The sequence below is a fragment of the Bacillus hominis genome, assembly GCF_030348325.1.
In the GTDB taxonomy this organism is placed as follows: Bacteria; Bacillota; Bacilli; order Bacillales; family Bacillaceae_G; genus Bacillus_A; species Bacillus_A hominis.
This window is the reverse complement of the sequence record NZ_JAUCFS010000005.1, coordinates 1,586,320-1,606,104: the sequence shown is the minus strand read 5'-3', so window position 1 is coordinate 1,606,104 and position 19,785 is coordinate 1,586,320. Positions and strand designations below refer to the sequence as shown.

At 34.5% G+C, this 19,785-nt stretch carries 25 protein-coding genes and 1 pseudogene; 8 read left to right on the top strand and 18 right to left on the bottom strand.

Annotated elements, in window-relative coordinates; translation table 11 throughout:
• Positions 1-15: 15 nt before the first annotated feature.
• From QUF93_RS10665 to QUF93_RS10645, 5 genes and pseudogenes are all read right to left on the bottom strand, one after another.
• The gene (locus QUF93_RS10665; RefSeq protein ID WP_000461761.1) at positions 16-390 is read right to left on the bottom strand and encodes a hypothetical protein; all 375 of its coding nucleotides are present in this window, start codon (positions 388-390) and stop codon (positions 16-18) included.
• An 89-nt stretch (positions 391-479) separates the two neighbouring features.
• Positions 480-1,055 carry a histidine phosphatase family protein gene (locus tag QUF93_RS10660; protein WP_289358730.1) on the bottom strand — a complete coding sequence of 192 codons (576 nt, stop codon included), beginning with the start codon at positions 1,053-1,055 and terminating at the stop codon, positions 480-482.
• Positions 1,056-1,178: 123 nt separating this feature from the next.
• A pseudogene (locus QUF93_RS10655) lies at positions 1,179-1,424 on the bottom strand (serine hydrolase); the annotation flags it as partial.
• Between the two features lie 36 nt (positions 1,425-1,460).
• Positions 1,461-2,096 (bottom strand): cupin domain-containing protein, encoded by a 636-nt coding sequence (locus QUF93_RS10650; RefSeq protein ID WP_289358728.1) that lies wholly within the window; start codon positions 2,094-2,096, stop codon positions 1,461-1,463.
• A 161-nt stretch (positions 2,097-2,257) separates the two neighbouring features.
• Positions 2,258-2,419 carry a hypothetical protein gene (locus QUF93_RS10645; protein WP_000109006.1) on the bottom strand — a complete coding sequence of 54 codons (162 nt, stop codon included), beginning with the start codon at positions 2,417-2,419 and terminating at the stop codon, positions 2,258-2,260.
• Positions 2,420-2,642: 223 nt separating this feature from the next.
• On the opposite strand from QUF93_RS10645, the gene QUF93_RS10640 reads away from it, so the two are divergent.
• Positions 2,643-3,065, top strand: coding sequence for a YfmQ family protein (locus QUF93_RS10640; protein WP_289358727.1), 423 nt, complete (start codon positions 2,643-2,645; stop codon positions 3,063-3,065).
• Between the two features lie 40 nt (positions 3,066-3,105).
• Here QUF93_RS10640 and QUF93_RS10635 read toward each other — a convergent pair whose 3' ends face one another.
• Entirely contained in the window at positions 3,106-3,630 is a 525-nt protein-coding gene (locus tag QUF93_RS10635) for a COG3014 family protein (RefSeq protein WP_289358725.1), read from the bottom strand.
• 109 nt (positions 3,631-3,739) lie between these two features.
• Positions 3,740-5,008, bottom strand: a complete 1,269-nt coding sequence (locus QUF93_RS10630) for an MFS transporter (RefSeq protein ID WP_289358722.1) — start codon at positions 5,006-5,008, stop codon at positions 3,740-3,742.
• Between the two features lie 118 nt (positions 5,009-5,126).
• Between QUF93_RS10630 and QUF93_RS10625 the strand changes: the two genes are divergently transcribed.
• The 7 genes from QUF93_RS10625 (at position 5,127) to QUF93_RS10595 (ending at position 9,612) form a co-directional block, all read left to right on the top strand.
• Positions 5,127-6,341, top strand: a complete 1,215-nt coding sequence (locus QUF93_RS10625; protein ID WP_289358721.1) for a helix-turn-helix domain-containing protein — start codon at positions 5,127-5,129, stop codon at positions 6,339-6,341.
• A 66-nt stretch (positions 6,342-6,407) separates the two neighbouring features.
• A complete protein-coding gene (locus QUF93_RS10620; protein WP_002118041.1) occupies positions 6,408-6,587 on the top strand; it encodes an H-type small acid-soluble spore protein in 180 nt (59 codons plus the stop codon).
• A gap of 181 nt (positions 6,588-6,768) precedes the next feature.
• Positions 6,769-7,104: an antibiotic biosynthesis monooxygenase family protein gene (locus QUF93_RS10615; RefSeq protein WP_289358718.1), complete on the top strand. Its 336-nt coding sequence runs from the start codon at positions 6,769-6,771 to the stop codon at positions 7,102-7,104.
• 2 nt (positions 7,105-7,106) lie between these two features.
• On the top strand, positions 7,107-7,700 hold the full coding sequence (locus QUF93_RS10610) for a dienelactone hydrolase family protein (protein WP_289358717.1): 594 nt from the start codon (positions 7,107-7,109) through the stop codon (positions 7,698-7,700).
• An 11-nt stretch (positions 7,701-7,711) separates the two neighbouring features.
• Entirely contained in the window at positions 7,712-8,071 is a 360-nt protein-coding gene (locus QUF93_RS10605; RefSeq protein WP_289358716.1) for a hypothetical protein, read from the top strand.
• 468 nt (positions 8,072-8,539) lie between these two features.
• The gene (locus tag QUF93_RS10600; RefSeq protein WP_289358715.1) at positions 8,540-8,950 is read left to right on the top strand and encodes a hypothetical protein; all 411 of its coding nucleotides are present in this window, start codon (positions 8,540-8,542) and stop codon (positions 8,948-8,950) included.
• Positions 8,951-9,024: 74 nt separating this feature from the next.
• Positions 9,025-9,612, top strand: coding sequence for a VanZ family protein (locus tag QUF93_RS10595; protein ID WP_289358714.1), 588 nt, complete (start codon positions 9,025-9,027; stop codon positions 9,610-9,612).
• Between the two features lie 82 nt (positions 9,613-9,694).
• Here QUF93_RS10595 and QUF93_RS10590 read toward each other — a convergent pair whose 3' ends face one another.
• From QUF93_RS10590 to QUF93_RS10540, 11 genes are all read right to left on the bottom strand, one after another.
• Complete coding sequence (locus tag QUF93_RS10590; RefSeq protein WP_002118031.1) at positions 9,695-9,865, bottom strand: DUF3951 domain-containing protein; 171 nt, start codon at positions 9,863-9,865, stop codon at positions 9,695-9,697.
• A gap of 62 nt (positions 9,866-9,927) precedes the next feature.
• Positions 9,928-10,239: a branched-chain amino acid transport AzlD family protein gene (locus tag QUF93_RS10585; protein ID WP_002118028.1), complete on the bottom strand. Its 312-nt coding sequence runs from the start codon at positions 10,237-10,239 to the stop codon at positions 9,928-9,930.
• Entirely contained in the window at positions 10,230-10,934 is a 705-nt protein-coding gene (locus QUF93_RS10580) for an AzlC family ABC transporter permease (protein ID WP_434476094.1), read from the bottom strand. Before QUF93_RS10580 ends, QUF93_RS10585 begins: the two co-directional genes overlap by 10 nt.
• A gap of 13 nt (positions 10,935-10,947) precedes the next feature.
• Positions 10,948-11,784 carry a TrmB family transcriptional regulator gene (locus QUF93_RS10575; protein ID WP_289358713.1) on the bottom strand — a complete coding sequence of 279 codons (837 nt, stop codon included), beginning with the start codon at positions 11,782-11,784 and terminating at the stop codon, positions 10,948-10,950.
• 168 nt (positions 11,785-11,952) lie between these two features.
• On the bottom strand, positions 11,953-13,251 hold the full coding sequence (locus tag QUF93_RS10570) for an NtaA/DmoA family FMN-dependent monooxygenase (protein WP_289358712.1): 1,299 nt from the start codon (positions 13,249-13,251) through the stop codon (positions 11,953-11,955).
• Between the two features lie 168 nt (positions 13,252-13,419).
• The gene (locus QUF93_RS10565; RefSeq protein WP_128281537.1) at positions 13,420-14,193 is read right to left on the bottom strand and encodes a flagellar basal-body rod protein FlgG; all 774 of its coding nucleotides are present in this window, start codon (positions 14,191-14,193) and stop codon (positions 13,420-13,422) included.
• Positions 14,194-14,236: 43 nt separating this feature from the next.
• Positions 14,237-15,547 carry a flagellar biosynthesis GTPase FlhF gene (flhF, locus tag QUF93_RS10560; RefSeq protein ID WP_289358711.1) on the bottom strand — a complete coding sequence of 437 codons (1,311 nt, stop codon included), beginning with the start codon at positions 15,545-15,547 and terminating at the stop codon, positions 14,237-14,239.
• A gap of 14 nt (positions 15,548-15,561) precedes the next feature.
• Positions 15,562-17,628 carry a flagellar biosynthesis protein FlhA gene (flhA, locus tag QUF93_RS10555; protein ID WP_289358710.1) on the bottom strand — a complete coding sequence of 689 codons (2,067 nt, stop codon included), beginning with the start codon at positions 17,626-17,628 and terminating at the stop codon, positions 15,562-15,564.
• Between the two features lie 24 nt (positions 17,629-17,652).
• On the bottom strand, positions 17,653-18,699 hold the full coding sequence (gene flhB / locus QUF93_RS10550) for a flagellar type III secretion system protein FlhB (RefSeq protein ID WP_289358709.1): 1,047 nt from the start codon (positions 18,697-18,699) through the stop codon (positions 17,653-17,655).
• A gap of 10 nt (positions 18,700-18,709) precedes the next feature.
• On the bottom strand, positions 18,710-19,471 hold the full coding sequence (locus QUF93_RS10545) for a flagellar biosynthetic protein FliR (protein WP_289358708.1): 762 nt from the start codon (positions 19,469-19,471) through the stop codon (positions 18,710-18,712).
• A 15-nt stretch (positions 19,472-19,486) separates the two neighbouring features.
• Entirely contained in the window at positions 19,487-19,762 is a 276-nt protein-coding gene (locus QUF93_RS10540) for a flagellar biosynthetic protein FliQ (RefSeq protein WP_001098085.1), read from the bottom strand.
• Positions 19,763-19,785 lie beyond the last annotated feature (23 nt).

The following is a 19,785-nucleotide window of genomic DNA, read 5'->3' as shown; positions in this document are numbered from 1 at the left end:
TGCTTCCTTACTTATCTATTCATAGTCTTCTTCGTCATCATCAACTTCTTCATAATACGAACTCCCATTACTTACATATATAGGACCATTCGCAACATCAATACGTAGTACCCATGCCCATGGCACAGCTAAACGTTTATGTATTGCTCTCCAAAAATTCATTGATTTTCTTTCGTACTCCTGGAACTCCTGAAGTAACTCTTTATAGGAGGAACCGTCTAACTGAATATTTGCTTCTAATAAACGAGAATGGGCATAGTACTGTAACTCTAGTTCAGCAGCAATCTCCATTTCTTCTTCCGTTGCCATACCTATAATTGCTCCATCTGCTGGTGCGATTTCATATACGTTGTGAACTTCAATAAGCCCTTCTTTCTCTTTCTCAAACATGTAAACAGCCTCCTTTAACCAATATTTTTTATGTTACAAAGTCATACTTCTACAATACCTTCTCTCTTTCCTCTTTTTTTGATAAACTTTTACAAAATGTTTATCTGATGACCTGTTTTCTCTATTCTTTCAGCAGAAATGAAACGATTATTATCAAAAGTTAACTTATACACATCAGGCATATGAAGGGTTTTCCAAAACTGAAAATCATATTTCGAATCAAAATAGTTCATTAGTAATACCATAATATTTCCATGAGTACCTATTACAATATTCTTCCCTTTATATTTTTTAAATATATTTTGCATACATAATACAGCACGCCTTTGCGCTGCATTACTTGATTCCCCGCCTTCGTATGCAAAAGTCCAGTCTTCCCACACCTTCTGAATAGCATCATTAAAATCCTGTACTGGTTCTTTACTTAATAACCTTTCCCGTAAATCTTCTTCCAATTGTATTGATAGTTTATTTGCATTCGCAATTCCTTCAACGGTCTGAATCGCTCTTTCGTATGGGCTAGAAATAACAACATCAACCTTCTCACCTTTTAACAAGCTTGTTATGTTTTGTGCATCTAACCAACCCTTCTCAGATAAGGGACGTTCCCTTTCTTCCTTTGTATATGTAGAGTGAGCGTGCCGCACGAAATATATTGTAGTCATTTATTCAACTTCCTTTCTTAGTTTCAATCAATATTCAATGGAGTAAATAGAAAATCCTGTATCATTAAAAGAAAAAGACGCTTTCTAATAAGCGCCCTTTGTTTACATAATAAAATTATTTCATTATAGCTTTCTTCTGATTTCTTCATCTGTTATAACATCCCGAATGAAGTAATCTATATTATTTCTAAGCTTTTGGTGCGTAATTTGATTATCTATATCATTAAACATTATTACAACCTCAACCTTATTTCCCTTCTTATCCGTACTATACAAACTTTTTGTCAATACGAATGCGGTAGAACCACCTTTTTGACCAGCATATTCAAACTTACTATTTTCAACTGCTCCTTTAAAAACATTCTCCATTACAAAATAGAATAACTCTTCCTAAAAAGGAAAGAGTTATTCTATTTCACATGAAGTTATTTGTCCATTTAACGTAACTACTATATTTGAATCATCAATCTGTTTATCAATTTTTGAACGATTTGATGTGGGCGGCCCAATTACAACTGACTCTTTAATTGGCGAAAGATCAATCGCTAGCTTCTCTGCACTTACACCGTAAGCAGCTTGAAATACTTCTGGAGGCGTTAATCTAAGAACATCCGATCCTTCTGCTGTTTCAAACTGATCATTATTGAAAAATAAATGTAATTGTACTTCCTCTGTTACTGCTGTGATCCAGTGCCACCACCCCATTGGAATAAAGACAGTTTGCCCCGCTTTTAAATGATAATTTTGCAATTGATTCGTTTCAGGATTTAATATAGAAGTAACGGCTTCCCCAGAGACAACAACATCTAACTCCCAAGCATTCGGATGCCAATGTGGTTCTCGCATATGCCCCTTCGTCATAAACAAATCAACAAATGCTCCTCCAATCATCGCCGGTAACTGTGTTGACGTTACTTCATACGCAACATTTTTCTCATCTCTTTTAAAAAAGACATTTTTTCTTGAATCAAAGAAAAGATTTGGCGTTCCTGAGCTTTTTTTTAAATTTTTATTATCTGTAACATAACCTGAATTACTCATTTTATCCCTCTTTCCCGCTCCGAACATTTCTGATTTCACACTGTATCGTATGGGAATTTTTTATGAATGTGCCTATTATCAACATAACAAAAAAACATGCTTTCATTATGAGAGCATGTTTTGTGATATTCTTCACATTGTTTAGTTAAAAAATAAACTTTTTACTTACCATGATGTAACATTAAATCACTGAGTTCTTCTTCAATGTGATTTAATTTCGCAACGCCTTCTTTCCATTTATGAATATAACGTGAAACCCCAACGAAAAATAAAACAATAATTGTGGAAAGAATAATACCATACACGATTGTTACAGTACTCATAGTTACACTTCCTTATAATTAGTTATGTTGTTATTAGTTATATTTTTATTATAAACCTTTTTTTTATAAAAAGCTTTGATTTCAACTTTTTGTAACAAAATTGATTTTTCTAATATTTCGTTCGTGGAAATGGAATATTTTTCACAAATTATACAAAACTTCACCATATGTACTATTACCATATGAGTTATATTATTAAGTAGAATAAAGGGGATGATATACTATGACGACTTGGTTTATTGTAATGTTAGTTGTATTTGGGGCATTTAAAATTATCGTTTCTAGCCTTCCGAACTCTGTTATTGAATCCATTATTAGCAAGTACGAAACACATCCACAACTTGAAGAAGAGAATGTGACTGTTACAATCAATGGAAATAACTTAGAAGGCGAAAAGAAATCCAAAATTATTCATGATTTTAACGAAGGTTTATTTTTAGATCGCTATTATGCACCACCACACAATGAGGGCACTCCTTTAATTATCAATGCAAAACGTGGCAAAAAAGATTTTACCTTTTATATTTATAGTCATGAAGAACATGTCGACGTTGTAAAGCAATATAAAAAGAAGGTAGTTGCTTATAGTTTACGCTCTAAAAACCTTCAAAATAATGATATGTTCGTATCAGCGGATATAGTTTAAAAGGCTGTCGTTTATAACGACAGCCTTTTAAACTATATCTCTATTTATTTTTCTTCGCTTCAATTTTTGCTTGCGCCTCTTCAGCCTTATCTAATGCTTCTGAAACTTTCTTCTCTTTTTCTTTTACATCATCTATACTATCTACAGCTTTAATAAGTTTATCGATTCCTTCTTCATCTACCTTTTTTTGCTTTGCTACTCTTTCATTTACTTTCTTTTCAACATCTTTTGCTTTTTGAAGCATATTTTCTGCATTTGATGTCACAGCTTTTTCAAGTGCATTGTCCTTTTTCTTTTGCAACACTTCATTTGCAATGTCTTTCGTTTCTAAATACTTACCGTCTTTTAATGCTGTCGCACCGTGATCTAGTAACTGAGCGACTTCTTTATATGATTTCGCTTCATTTCCTGATTTTTCTTTTTCCGCTTTTTCAAACCACATTGTTGCATCACTATATTTTTCATTTTTCAATGATTGCATACCTGTTTCAATATACGTGTCATAATTACTACACCCAGTCATTACGACTAACAGAAAAAGCATAACAAAACTTAATTTTTTCATGATGTTTTCTCCTTTTCTTTGCCTGCTCACTTTACTGTAACATACATGAAAAATAGTTTCAAAAACTAAAATACTAATATGGTCATTTTTATTTTGTTAAAATTTTCTTTTAAGCTGAAACATTCACTTTTCTTTTCGCCATATGCTGCTTTACTCCAACTAATACAACTAACAATAATCCTCCGCCTATTGTCATCATAACAATGCTAGTAGGTAACATATCTAATAATAATCCATATACAATCATACCGAGCGGTGCGATTGCAGTAGCAATTGTTTCAAGTAGGCCGAACACACGCCCTAAATAGCTCGGATCTGTCGTCTTTTGCATATGTACTTGCATCGGAATATTTACAATCATAATTGATATACCAGTTAACATCATAAAAGCAATATAGTAAATAAAACTTGCTACTTTCGGAATGGTAACTAACAACGGGAAGACTGTACATAAACTCAAACTCGCAAATAAAAACAGTCCACTATAAATAGAACGAAACGGATTATTCACTTCTTTACGCACTGATAAAGCAATCGCCCCCATTAACATCCCGACTGCTAACATTCCCTCTACAGTACCAAGTTGCTTTGAAGATAAATGCAATGTTTGGACGATAATATATGGAAGTGCAACGGTTAGCCCACACGCAAAAAAGTTTACCCACAGTGCTATTTTCATTAAACCATATATTTCATGCTGTCGTTTTACATATGAAAAACCTTCTTTTATACTCGTCAAGAAATGCTCTTTACTCTCAGCCACTTCTTTTTTATATAAATCAAATACGATAAATAACTGCAAAATAACTGCTAAAAAGAACGTAATGCTATTTAACAAAAAGAACGACTTAATTGAAAAGAAACCAAATACAACTCCGCCAATAATCGGCCCTAAAATATTTGATAAAGAAGATGCCGTTTGATTTAAAGCACTCGCTTTTTGAATACGCCCTTCATCTACTAAATTAGGAATAGACGAAGTTAATGCTACAGAATAAAAACTTGCACAAATTGATAATAATGCCGCTGAAACATAAATAAACAGAAGTGATGGCCCAAATATAGTAGCAAGAATAAACATAATAAGCATCGTTAAGCTACTTAATAAATCCGTGCCAATGACAAGCCATTTTCGATTAACACGGTCTGCTACAGCACCTGCAATTGGGCCACAGATCATCCTTGGAAGTGATCCACAAACGAGCGTAGTCGCAAATCCCATTCCTGATCCTGTTGTCTTTAATACATATAACCCCATTGCGAATGTATAAATCCCCGCACCTAATAAAGATGTCATTTTTCCAATCATCATTAAAATAATATTTCTCGTTGCGGTTCTCATTCTTAAATCGTTTTGACCTATACTTACATCCCCCATTTTGACACTCTCCCTTTAAAAGTTAAACTGTGTTAAACTTATTATATAATTACTTTTCAAATTTTTACAACAAAAAGTTTAATTGTATTTAACTTTTTAATTATAAAGGAGCAATAATATGGCAACTCTCGGCGGAAAAATTAAAGCATTACGAAAAGAAAAAAAACTTACACAAACAGAACTAGCTGGCTCAGAACTGACAAAAAGTATGTTAAGTCAAATTGAGAATGGAAAAGCTACACCCTCCATGAAAACATTACAATATATCGCTGATAAACTTGAATGCGAAACGAGTTTTTTATTAGAAGAAGATGATGGAGAAATAGTAGAACTCATTACAAAAATGGAGCAACTCATAAAGGAAAATAAATGTGATGAAGTATATGACACTTTACTACCTATCGTTCAAAAAGAGATGCCCCTTACTTTAAATACCGCTCGTTTATATAAACAATTTATTACCGGAGCGGCTATAATGAAAGATTACAATATTGAGTCTTACGTTGAAAAAGCTACCTCTATATTTGAAAAATATACTTTATACCGGGACAGTACTGAAACAAAATTAACATTTTCTTATACGCTATTCACACGTAAAAAGTATGAGGAGTGTTTACAGCTAATTGCTAGCATTCGAGATGATTATGAAGCGAAACATTTAGAAATGGATCTTATTATACACATTCAATTATATTTAAAAGAGGCCATCATTTTACTAGCATGTGGCGATTATGAAAAATGTGAAAAAACGATATTAGAGGCACTCGCGTTTTCAAAAAAACATCAAGTGTATTATAAAACAGATGAATTTTACCGCATATTATCTTATCAAAAAGTCATCATGGCTGATAAAGAACAATATTTGCACTACATAAAGAAATCTGAGCAATTCGCTATTTTTACTGAAGATACTTTATCAATCGCAACTGTAGATATATTAAAAGCATATTACTACAACACAATTACTAATGAATATACAATTGCATTAGAACATCTAGAACAATTTCGAGAAAAACTAAAAGATGAACCAATGTTTCAAGAAGATGGATTGTATTGTCTTGAAAAAGGAAAATCTTTGTACGGATTAAAAAAATATGAGGAAGCCCTAGAAACTTTACAACGTGCTAACATTCCTGATTATATGACGCATCCACTTGATCAATCGTGGCTTACAACAGCAGGTGCATATCGTGCCCTTTGTTATGTAAAACTTAATGATAAAAAAAGAGCTCTTGAAGAAGTAACAAAGGCAAATCAAATCATAGAGTCCTATCCAAATTCTATTTTCTCTTCATTCATTAAAGAAACATTACAAATAATACAAAAACTTTAAGAATGTCTCGAAATGGTATATTATCCCTCCTTTTTAGCAAAGATAATAATGATGGGAGGAATATAAATGAATATAGAACGTGCAAAAGAGCTTTCTGTGTCATCAGAACATGCCAATGTCAGTTTTCAAGGTATGCCTGTTATGATTCAACACGTCGACGAAAGCAGCGAAACCGCCCGCATATATGAAGTTAAAAACCCAGGACGCGAATTAACAGTTCCAGTTAATAGCTTAGAGGAAATATAAGCAATGCCACTTCAAATTTTTTGAAGTGGCATTTTTCTTACTTTAGATTACTTAATATGAATTCCTTCTATCTCTGTTTTACAACAGCTAAAAAAATAAGAATCTTCTACTTCTTTTTTTAACCTGCTAAAATACAAACTATGAATTAATTATTCGCACTATACATTAAGGGGGAAAGAGAATGAAATCTGATTTAGAAAAAAACAAGCCTTATTATGCAGTTATATTCACTTCTAACCTATCAAATGATACAACAGACTATAGTACCGTTGCCGAAAAAATGGAAGACCTTGCGAAACAGCAACCTGGATTTTTAGGTGTCGAAAGCGCACGTGATAATTCGGGACTCGGAATTACAATTTCTTATTGGGAGTCACTTGAAGCAATTGAAAATTGGAAAAATAACGCCTTACATAAAGAAGCGAAAAAAAGAGGCCGTGAGCAATGGTATGAAAACTTCCACCTGCGTATCTGCCTTGTTGAGAAAGAATATAAGTTTCATAGAGGCCCATTGTAACTATGAAGAAAAAATTAGCTCTCGTTGTTGTTCATGAAATATATGGTGTAAATGATCATATGCAGCACGTTATAGACCGCTTCACTTCATCTCATATAGATGTATTTTGTCCTAACCTTCTACAATCACAACATGCATTTCATTATAGTGATGAAGAAAAAGCATATCAGCACTTTATGAATCACATTGGATTTGATGGTGGGAAAGAGCAAATTGAGGAACTCATTAATAGCCTTTCCAATAGTTACACACATATTGGACTTATCGGCTTTAGCGTTGGAGCTACCATCTCATGGCTATGTAGTAACAATCCAAAACTAGATTTTATCGTTGGATGTTACGGTTCACGTATACGCGACTATGTTCACATGAAACCTGCGTGTGCTACATTACTTATTTTCCCTGAACAAGAAGCTAGTTTTTCAGTATCCTCCTTAATGAAAACATTGCAGCAACAAAGTAATCCGCTATTAGAAATAAAACAACTACATGGCGAACATGGATTTTTAAATTCATACGCAGTAACATATAACGAACAATCTACAAAGCAAGTATACAAAATAATAGATTCGTTTCTTATGAAAACTATGTTGTAAAGGAGTTTCATATGCCACTAACATTACTATTGCTCATATTCATAATAATTCCCTTCATTTCGGCATTAGCTCTCATTTTTATGACAGTTAAAAAAGGAACTTTTTTAAAACGACCATACTTACAATCATTCATCGTATGTGCTCTATTTTTTTCGAATTGGATATTATATTTAACAAATTTTTATTCATTACTACCTGAGAAAGTTAGTCGATTTATATTTCTACCTATTTGGTTTTTCCTTTGCGTTTTAGGCTTTATCGTTTTCGCACGCGAATGGAAGAACAACCGTGTTTTTTCCATATCTATCGGTTTCCTTTCTTTTATTAGTTTTCTATTTGGATTATTGTTGTTAGTTCTTTCGGGAATGTAAATATGAAGTGCCACCGAAAACCTAGCCACTTTATTTCATTAACACCTTTGACCTGAGCTTGGTATTATACCACGCTCAGGCCATTTAATTTCTCCTTAATTCTTATGTAATTATAATATCTCATCTATTTGGCGCACTCTTCTTGAAATCATTCCACAGTCTTTTAAACTTAGAAATTCATAGTACTAAAGAATTGTTCAGCTGCTTCATTCTCCTCAATATACTTTTGAAGTCGTATATTCATGATCCCCATATAATCATACCAATTTTAATCAATTCATTAATCATTTTTTAACAATTGAACTATCTTATCTTAAACAAATTGAAACTATATGGCATTTTCTTAATGATTGTAAAACTATTGTAAAAATTATAAATCTTTACATCTTATTATTTACACATAAAATTAAATGGATTATTCTCTTTATTGAGAAGGCCCCTCAATAATAAAATAACAGGGAGGAAAACATGAAAACAAAAATTTTTTCTATTATTACAGCTTTAACTTTAATGACATGTTTCGCTATACCAACATTAGCAGCATCTAGTAGTTACAGTTTTAAAATGGACTATCGAGTGGTGGATGGTAGTAAAAACAAACAGTTCCACACACTGTCTAAAGGAAGTGTATATATCGATGGGAGTGCATATGTATATTCTACTGATGGAGGAGCGATGGGACCTTACGATGTAAAATATACTCTGTACAGATCTGCATGGGGTTCGGACCCTAGTTATGGAACAGTTAATGGCGGCATAAATAAATCTTTCTCTGGTGCATACAATGTTGATACAAATTCAAATGAATACTACTTATTTATTTGGAAAACAAATGACGATGGACAGAATGTAAAAGGGAACGGAAAAATATCTAATTAAAATATTGCTACTAAACTATGATGTCTAATAATAGACATCATAGTTTAAATATGAATATATGAGGGATTTTAAACATGCTAATTGACTTTGATGGTTTTATTCTTATTGGAGCATTTATTATATGGCTATTTTTACTCCTCTTTTTTAAGTTACAACTAAAAAAGAGGAACATGTACTTACTATTTTTTTCAATATTTTATTTATACCTTTGTGTAGTACTTAATTATACCCAATTCCCAATTATTATAGATGAAAATATGAAAAAAGAAATTGGACAAAATGTTTGGAGAGATGCTAATTTTATACCATTCAACACGGAGCATTTCGCTATAACAACATCATTACTTAATATACTACTAACAATTCCTTTTGGCTTTGGTTTTCCTTACATAAAAAAGACGAATTTCAAACAAGTTATTTTATCAGGAATTGTCTTAGGGTTCTTGTTAGAAAATCTACAACTTTTATCAGCACTTTATGCCGGATTCACTTTTCGATATGTCGATATAAACGATGTAATTTTTAACTGTATGGGTGTCATTTTAGGGTATGGTATATCAAAAGGCTTTACCCTTGTGTATAGAACATTTATACACAAATTTGATATTAAATTGAATTCCTTTTTAAGATATATTTATGAAACGAACAATTCCTCAACATGACTTCCCTTTTACATTAGCATGTTCTATAACGTTTTATAGAACATTATAAAGCAAGAAAAATAGAAGAAAGAAAAGCCTACATTCAACTTTTCTTCCTTCTATTTTTACCTTTAGATTTTATTGTCATAGTTTCACAAGGTGTATAATAAATTTGAGGTGTCGCCTTATCAACAACCATCATAAACGTAATAAAACCGATAATAAAGAAAATGAATACCGTTAACAAAATTGCTCCTATCGTTAAAAGTATCATAACACCACCCCTATATATTTCATGTTATTACACCTTTCGCTATTATATGAGCGTAATCCTTTTTAGAAAAATAAACGTAACAAAATAATCACAATGACTCCTGTTAATACTGTTCCTAATAAACTACGAGTATATATTGCAACAAGAAATGTTGGAATTGCTGCGATAAGATAATCCCACTGCATCGTCTCATGCATAAATAATACTTGTGCTAAAAGTGCTGCTAATATCGCAATCGGTATGTAATTTAACCATTTTAAGCCCCAATCCGGAATTTGCAGTTTACTAAATACGAGAAGTGGTAATATACGCGGCACAAGTGTGACTGCTCCTGCCGCTAGTAAAAGTAATAATACGTCTAATCTCATTTCCATTTTTCAATCACCACTCCAATCGTTGCAGCTAATAGTGTTGCGATAATAACTGCTATACTATCTGGCATAAAAATGTGTGAAACGTATGCAATAATAATAGCTACAATCGCTACTGTAAGATGAATTGCTAGTTTCGGTTTGCTACTTATAAGCTGAAGAACAAATAGTCCGATAAACATTGCTGGTAGTGCATAATCCATCCCGTACGTATGAGGGTCTGGTATCCATTCACCAAAGAGTCCGCCAATAATTGTAGCAATAATCCAATTTAAATATGCTGTTACGTTTAGTCCTAGCATCCACCTTTCACCTAAATAACCTTTTTGCGCTGCGTGCTGCACTGCAACACCGAAAGTTTCATCTGTAATTTGCGAACCGATTATTAAGTTTTTAAATAGAGGAATTTTCGAAAAGTAGGGCGCAAGCGCTGCGCTCATTAATAAATGACGTAAATTAACAAAAAACACGGTAAAAATAATTGCGGAAGCAGGAGCACCAGCTGCATACATACCTGCTAATATAAATTGAGCAGAACCTGCATAAATTAAAGTGGACATAAACGCAATTTCAATGATGGAGAAACCAGCTGTTTTCGCAATTACACCAGCCGCTATACCAATGCTCAAATACCCAAATACAGTTGGTAAACAATCCTTTACACCTTGTTGAAATGTATCATCGCTCTGCAATGTCATATGTGCCTGAGCTTTATTCACCTTTCTCTCCCTCCATTTCTTCCATACTACGTTTTCCTGTTACGACATGAACTAAATCTATATTTTCTCGCCATAACGTATCTAACTTATCAGCACCAAATTTCTTCGTAATCTCTTCCACCATAATGTCATGCCGAACATACTCTGTAGCAACGAGAACTAAAGCTGGATCATATGTTGTAACGGCCCATGAAGTACTATCACCCGAGAAATTGGCGATTAATACTTCTTCTCCATCACGCGCTATAACAGTTAAATGACCACCCATCCTCTTCTCTACAACGTGAGGAGTCATATAATTATGGTGAAATGTCGCTCCTATTTTTGTATCCGGAGCACCAAATAAGATTGAAAATATATGTACACCTTCCCCTTCTTTCTGATGAATGAAAGGCTCAATTTCATGCACTTGATCTTCCCATACAGAAATCCATAACTCTTCTTTTGCTCTATTAATTATATTGCATATTTCTTTCAAAACACGATCATTTGAGCGAATATGCGAAATTACATCTATTTGTCGCTCTTGTTCTAAACAATTTAATTTCGCATCTAAAAATTCAAAAGACTTTTCAAAGTCTTTCCGCATTCGATTCATTAATTCCGTAGCTGGTACTGGTACATATTTCACTGGTTCGGAAGGAACTAAATGCACTGCGCCTTTATCCATCAACTTGCCAAGTACTTCATAAATCATCGAACGAGGTACGCCTGTTTGTTTACTCACTTCATAACCAGTTGCTGGATAATGTTTTAACAAACCTATATAAGCTTTACATTCATACTGAGAAAACCCTAGTTTTTGTAATTCTTTTATGATTTCATCCAACAGTAATCCCTCACAATCTATATAGCTCTTATTCTATTTTCTGATAGTGGTTATTGTTATACCTACTAATATAAAAAAGAAGATCCTTAAAGTCAATTGATAATTCCGAAAATTTAATCCAGAATAAAAAGCCTTCTTGTGAAAGGCTTTTTGTACATACTATTCCACTTATTTTAACTGCAAAGTATTTGATATGTTCCCCTCCAAATGCTCACGTAAGGTTGAACCTGTATACTCTTCCCTAAACACACCTGCTCTCACGAATACAGGAATGACTTCACTAAAGAATAAATCCAATGATTTTGGAGGTCCCCCTGGAATTGCAATAAATCCATCTAATGCTCCTGCTTCAAACCTATCCATAATTTGCTTACAAACGTCTTGTGGTGTGCCAACCGCTACCCAATGAGCAGAGCCAACAACTTCTGGTCGCTCCAGTATTTGTTCAACAGTTGGCTCATTTTTAATGATGTAATTCCGTAATAATTCGGCATGTGTTTTACTACGTACAGTTTGCTCCCTGCTTGGCAGCATATCTTCAGTTACCTTACTTTCTAACGGAATCCCTCTAACGTCTAGTCCGAGAACCATTTCAAGTAAAGCATACCTCTTCTCTTTTGTGAGATGTTGATGAGCTTGCATGTGCATTTCTAACGCTTCTTCATATGTATCGCCAATAAAGAAATATAAACCAGGCAATACACGTATATCCTCTTGCTTTCGGCCATGCTTTTCTGCTCTTCTTCTTAAATCTTGACGAAGTTCGATTCCTGACTCTACATCTGGCATCGCGGCGAAAATTGCATCCGCAACAGAAGCAGCGAAATTCCGACCAGGCTCTGAAGCACCAGCTTGAAATAATGGCATTTCTCCAGAAATATGTTGCGGGATATTAAGTGGACCTTTCACCTCAAAATGCTCGCCATGATGCTCAATTGGCTGTACTATTTCTCTAATTACGTCAGCGTTATCTACTTCCAAAACTTCATAAGGATGACTCCTCCAAAGTTTTCTTACTAACTCTGTACATTCTGCCGCTTTCGCGTATCGCTCTTCAGATGGTGGCATCCCTGTCTCACCAAAGTTTTCAGCACCGTCAATGGATGTGACAATGTTCCATCCTACTCGGCCGTTACTAATCCAGTTCAAAGATTGTAATTGCCTCGCAAGTATGTATGGTGGATAAAATGATGTGGAAGCAGTCGTAACCACTCCAATTTTTTCTGTTGCATACGCAATAGCAGTAAACAATAATGTCGGATCTAAAATTACATTCCCCTTATTACGAGCGATTAAATCAGGGTGTGCCACTAAATAATCTGCCTTAAAAACAAAATCTAACTTAGCCTCTTCTGCCTGTAGTGCCAACTCTACTTGTTCATCTATCCCTGAATTAAACATACTCTCTTGTTCTTTCTTTCTAGAAATTAAACATAATCCAATGCAAAGTTGCTTTTTAGTAGACATAAATACACCTTCCCCTTAGTTTTTAATTCACCTAGTTAAACAAGTGATACGACCATCACAGCTTCCATTCTTATTAAACACCATAAAATGATAATGATTATCAATATCATTTTATGGTATTACTGAAAAAAATGCAACAACAAAAAAACTCCCGCTCACGGGAGTCCCTTATCTCAATATTTCATTCGCTTCTTTTTCATAAATTTTATCAAATGAAGTCATAATGCGCTGCGATGCTTGAATCATTTTTTGATTCGTCATAAGATCAGCCATTTCTTTCGTCATATCCACATTTGAATTTTCTAGCATGTGATTTTTTACTATCCCTGTACCGTTCGGTAAATCAGCAATATTTCCTTCTGCTAGTGTAAAACTTTTATTTTCACGTTGCATAAGACGAGCGTTCGTTTCTGCATCTACTGTTTTCGTTTGCAAGCGAGCAATATTATTTTGTGTTACTTCATCGTATAAAGTGCCGTCTGCTTGTACAGCTACCTTTGCTCCTTCTGGAATACGAATACGTTCATTATTCTCACCCATTACGAAAGCGCCAGATGCTGTTTGTAAATAACGATCACTATTTAATGTAAAACTACCATCTCTCGTTAAAAACGTTTCATCATTTTTAGATGTAACGAAAAATGATGATGTACCAGCTGCACCGTCATCTAAAAAGAAATCTGTAGGGCTATTTGTAATTTGTATATTTCCTTGCGCTAAATTCACATGCGTCGCAGCTGGTACTACAGCGTAATCGACCGAACCGATATTTGTCGCCGATCCGTCTCCGCGGCGATATGTGTCTTGCACATCAAATACTTTAGAAGTCATGTTTTCTGCTTTAAATCCTGTCGTTTGGGCATTTGCGACGTTATTCGAATGAACATTTAAACGCTGCATGTAATTCATCATACCCATAGAACCTATATAAAGACCGTTCATACTTGTTTGAATAAGGCAAGTGCCTTATTCTTCACCTCTTTTCTTACGATGTTTGTAACATTTGTTTTGCTAAATGTTCAGCTGTAGCGATATGTATATGTTGCTTCACGTCTTGTCCATCTGTCATTAATACAATTGGAGCTGATGATACAGCTGGAATTTTCAGCAATTCACCACTACTCGCTGTTTCATCAAATTTCGTAAACACGATACCATCAATATGAATATCTTTAAAGTTCGTAATGATTTCAATCATATCTTTACTTTTCATAGAAGCTGATAACGTTAAGCAAATATAGTCTGGTTCTACTTGTCCCATCGTCTCAATCATTTCTTCAACCGTTTCTGACGTACGATAGTTTTTCCCAGCTGTATCTATTAAAATATAATCGACGCGCGCTTCTTCTTTAAAATAAGTGAGCGCTCTTGTCATTGCAGCTTCATCTCGCACAGCAATTACTTCTGATCCAATTGTTTTTACATAATCTTGTAATTGCTGTACTGTCCCAATGCGCGAATGATCTGTCGTAATAAAACCAACCGTTTTTTTCTTACCGTGAAACTGCCATGCCATTTTTGCAAGTGTCGTCGTTTTTCCAACACCAGTTGGGCCAATTAACGCAATCGTTTGTACCTCTTTTTCAAATACGTTTTCAGTATTGAAATAGGACCTCATATCTTCCAATATGTATCCGATGACTTCCTCTTCTGTAATCATCGTCGCATTCTCAAACTTCACTTTTAATTTTTCAGCATATGCATGAATAAAGTATTGTTCCACATCGTTTTGTTCTAACATCCGAATTACTTTTTGAATAATAAATGGCACAGATTCCTGCTTTTCTTTTTTAACAACTACTTCTTCTTTCTTTACAGGAATAACTTGTTTCACAGCAGGCTGTTTTTTCGTTACTTTCGCCTCTTCCGTCTGTTTCACAACGACAATCCCTTTTTCAAACAGTTGTAATAGTTTCTCTTTTTTTCTTGCCCATTCTTCACTATTTCCTGTTTGCATCGCTGCGTAAGGCATAGAAGTCGTTACGTTTTCTAAATTGTGCAAGATCGATTGAATTCCATTTCCCTTCACAATTTCTTCGGGAATTTCATTTACAACATCCATTAATTGGTCATGAAAATGAGCTATGCCTTCGTTACTTTCTTCCTTTTTATCTTCAGGAAAAGCGACTAACATTTCATAATTCTTCTTCCAGAAAAACGGGATGTTTCGTTTTACACTTTCATCGACAACGTAGTAATAATCTGTACCATATTGGTCAAATAACTTTCGATACAATTCATTTTTCGAAGCTGCTTTTATTCGCATTAACGCTTCTTTTTTTTCTGTACTTTCCATTACTTCACCCCCTACTATTCAATATAAGCAATTTGATCTACAACAATTTCTGGTGCTAATTCACTAATACATAATACTTTTGCTTCTATTTGATAACGTTCAAGAAGTCTCACAATTGCAAATCTGAAATCTTTTCTGCGTGTTAATAATACTGGCTCTCCTCCCATTAAACGAGCTTGTTTGAAAACGCGCTGTACTTGCTCTACTACTCGCGTTTCTAAATCTAAATCCCAGTTTAATAAATAACCTTGATACGAATTGTTAACAACATCTGCATCCAATTCAATTGAATCAGCGAATAGCGCCGCATAGATTTTCCCATCAGGATTTTTCGCACTCTCACAAATAACTTTTGAAATACATTCACGAACAAATGCAGTGACACCATCAACATGGTTTTGATAAATTTCCTTCCCGTCAATAATACCTTCAATAATTGTTGGTAAATCACGGATTGAAATTCCTTCTTTCAGCAGTTGTTTAATAACATTTTGCACGAGTGATAAATCGATTTCTTTCTTCTTAATTTCTTCTAATAAAACGCCATTATCAGTTTCCAGTGATTGAATTAAATCTTTCACATGTTGACGCTGAATTAACTCGTGAAGATTACGTCTAACGACAACATCTAAATGCGTAATTAATATGCTAAGTGGCTCTAATACTTGATAGCCTTTCATTTGTGCATCTTGTACCATATGCTCCAAAATCCAATATCCATCTTCGCCGAAAATTGGATCTTTCGCTGGCTCTGCATCTAAATCAGCCATTACGTTCGGTGTTTTCAATGCTAATAAATAACCTGATTTTAAAACACCTTCAGCCGCCTTCGCACCTTTAATACGAATAACGTAACGTCCGCGTGGTCTAAAGCTCGTATTATCTTTAAAGTTAATTCCCGGAACGTTAATACCAAGGTCGGTAATAATCGATTTCCTCATAAGAACAACTTTATCCCTTGCTGTTTCCCCGTTAATTTTCTGCTTCACAAGCGCCGCTAAATCTAATCCGAGCTCTACGATAATTGGATATTTATCTGTAAAGACGCCGAATGAATCTTCCACTTGTTGCAATTGCTCTTCATCGCCTTGAATCATTTCTAATTCTTTTTGAAGCTCATCTTCTTTTTCTTTCTTTATTCGCTTTTTATTACGAACTCCTAAGAAAATAATCGTGCCTCCAACGAGAGCAAATGGTAAAAATGGTAACGGTGTAAAAACACCCATTGCGATAAATAAACCACCGAGCGCATATACAACAACTTCATGCGCTAATAACTCTTTAAAGATTCCTTCAGTTACTGTATCAGATGAACCGTCAAATACACGCGTTACGATAATACCTGTTGAAATCGCAAGCATTAACGAACCGATTTGGTTTACAATTCCATCCCCGACAGTTAACTGTGTATAATGAAGAGCTGCTTCTGCAAAGCTCATTCCTTGCTGCATCATACCGACAATTAAACCGAAAATAATGTTTACGAATAAAATGACAATCCCGAAAATAACATCACCTTTAATGAACTTTCCGGCACCATCCATCGCTCCGTAAAACTCTGTTTCCATATTTAATTTTTTTCGTTTCGCCTGTGCATCTTTTTCTGTAATAAGACGCTGATTCAAGTCAGCATCGATAGACATTTGTTTCCCTGGTAAAGAATCAAGTGTAAAACGAGCTGCAACTTCAGCTGTACGAGACGCACCGTTTGCAACGATAAATTGGAATATGATTAATACTATAAAAATAACGATACCAATTAATAAGTTTCCGCCAATTACGAACTGGCCGAACTCTTCAATAACATGACCCGCATTTCCGTCTGTTAAAATCGCTCGCGTCGTCGAAACGTTAATCGATACGCGAAAAATCCCGATTAATAACAACATCGTCGGAAATGACTTTAATTCATCCCACTCGTTAATACTTGTAGCTCGCATATAAATAAGCACTGACATACTTAGTAGAAAAACGATAACGATATCAAGTATAAATGGTGGAAGTGGAATTAAGAGCGCCACAACGAATGACGCTGCTAAAAAGATAGAAAAATAGGTTCTTGCAGAATCTATCTTAAACAAAAGAGATCTCCTCCAAACGCGCTATTATACTTCAAGTTCGTTCGTTTGAATTAAATAGCGCATAACTTCAATTACAGCTACGTATAAATCTTCTGGAATCGCCATGTCTTCCTCGACTTGATAATATAAAGACCGAGCGAGCGGACGGTTTTCCACCATTGGTATTTCTTGTTCACGGGCAAGTGTTCGTATATATAATGCGAGCTCATCTTCCCCTTTTGCAACGACAATTGGCGCCGCATCAACTTGTTTATTGTAACGAAGCACAACCGAAATATGTGTTGGGTTGTTCACAATAAACGTTGCACCATCCATCTTCTTCGCAATTGTCCCTTGCAAGATGGCATGCATAAAGTTTTTTCGTTTCCCCTTTACTTGCGGGTCCCCTTCATTATCTTTATGCTCTTGTTTTACCTCTTCTTTTTTCATCTTAATATCTTGTTCGTACTCCCATTTTTGATAAATGAAATCAATAATAGAAAGAACGATTAAAATAATTAAAATGGCTAAAAAGATAAATTTAATTTGCCTAATAATTTCAGTAAGTGACGCTGTCCAGTTAAATCCAATCATACTAACGATTTTCTCTAAATTCTTTTTAAAGAGAACGTACGAAACGTAACCGATTAATCCCATATAAAACAGTGATTTCAAAATATCTACTAAACTTTTACGACTAAACAATCTCGTAAAATAGTTTTTCGGGTTAATACGTGATGCTTTCGGCTTTATTACTTTAGAAGAAAATAAGAAACCGACTTGAATCATATAATTGAATAAATGAAAGGCGTATACGAGTATTAATATAGGGGCCGATACTTTCAAAAGTAAAATCCCCATTAAATACAAATACTCCGTCACATCTGTATTTTTTCCAATTTGATCAAACAGCGCCGCTACAGAGTTCGCGATTTCATAACCGAGCCAATCTCCGAAAAAGTAAACGACAACTGCTAATACGAGAATGGAAAATAAATTATTTAGATCTTTACTCCGGGCAATATTCCCTTCTTCACGCGATTTTTTACGCTTCTGCGGGGTGGCCTTTTCTGTTTTATTATCCTTTGCCATGCGTGTCCCCCTACTTCGTTAAGAAAAAGTTAAATAGTTTCGTATACTCTTCTAGTAATATGTCTGTCATATTTTTAAACACATAACCGAGCATCGGTATGCTCATCGCAATAAACAAAAGACCACACGTAATTTTAATCACGTACGCATTCATAAAAACGTTTAATTGCGGTGCATTTTTTGCGATTAAAATTAAGACGAAATTAATAATGAATAAGCTTCCCATAAGCGGAAGAGCAATTTCAACCGCTGATGTAATCGCAAATAATAACGTTGCGAGTAGACTATCTAAAAAACTAGTCGTCAGCAATTTTGAAATCGCCTCTGTATATTGAAACGACTTTAAAATCGTGGCAACGAAATAATTAATGCCGCCAAGTGAAATAAAAATAAGAAGAAAAAATATATCAAAAATTGTTGATAGTAAAGTAGACTGTGATCCTGCATTCACATCAAATAAACTTGCCTGTGATAAACCGATATCAAAGTCTAAAATATGCCCGGCCATTTTTGGAATGTTCCACAGCATTTCTACAATTTTTGAAAGTGATAATCCAATTACAATTTGCGTTCCTGCATAAGCAGCTACATCCCAAACTGTCTTAATGTGAGAGACATCCACTTGATCGGCCACTGCAATCGAAAGAGCAAGTCCAAATGTAACCTTTGCCATCGCTGGAATCGATCGTCCTGAGAAAAACGGTAAAAAATATAAAAATGAAGTAATGCGGCAAAATGCAAAAAACGTCGCCGCCCATAATTCCATATTCATTTCAATTCACCTATCTTAATACGAACGCAATAGCGATGGAATTTTATCAAATAAATCTAAAATAAGCGTCGTTAACTCTTGAAACATCCACGGACCTAAAATGATAATAACGAGTACAATACTCGCCATTTTCGGTAAAAACGTCAGCGTTTGCTCTTGAATTTGCATCATAGCCATAATGACAGCGATAATAATAACGACAATCATACTTACACCGGCAACCGGCATTAAAATCATAACCCCTTTATAAAAAAAGGTTTGAAAAATATCTATAATTGGTGACGTATTCATTTATATGACTCCTATCACATAGC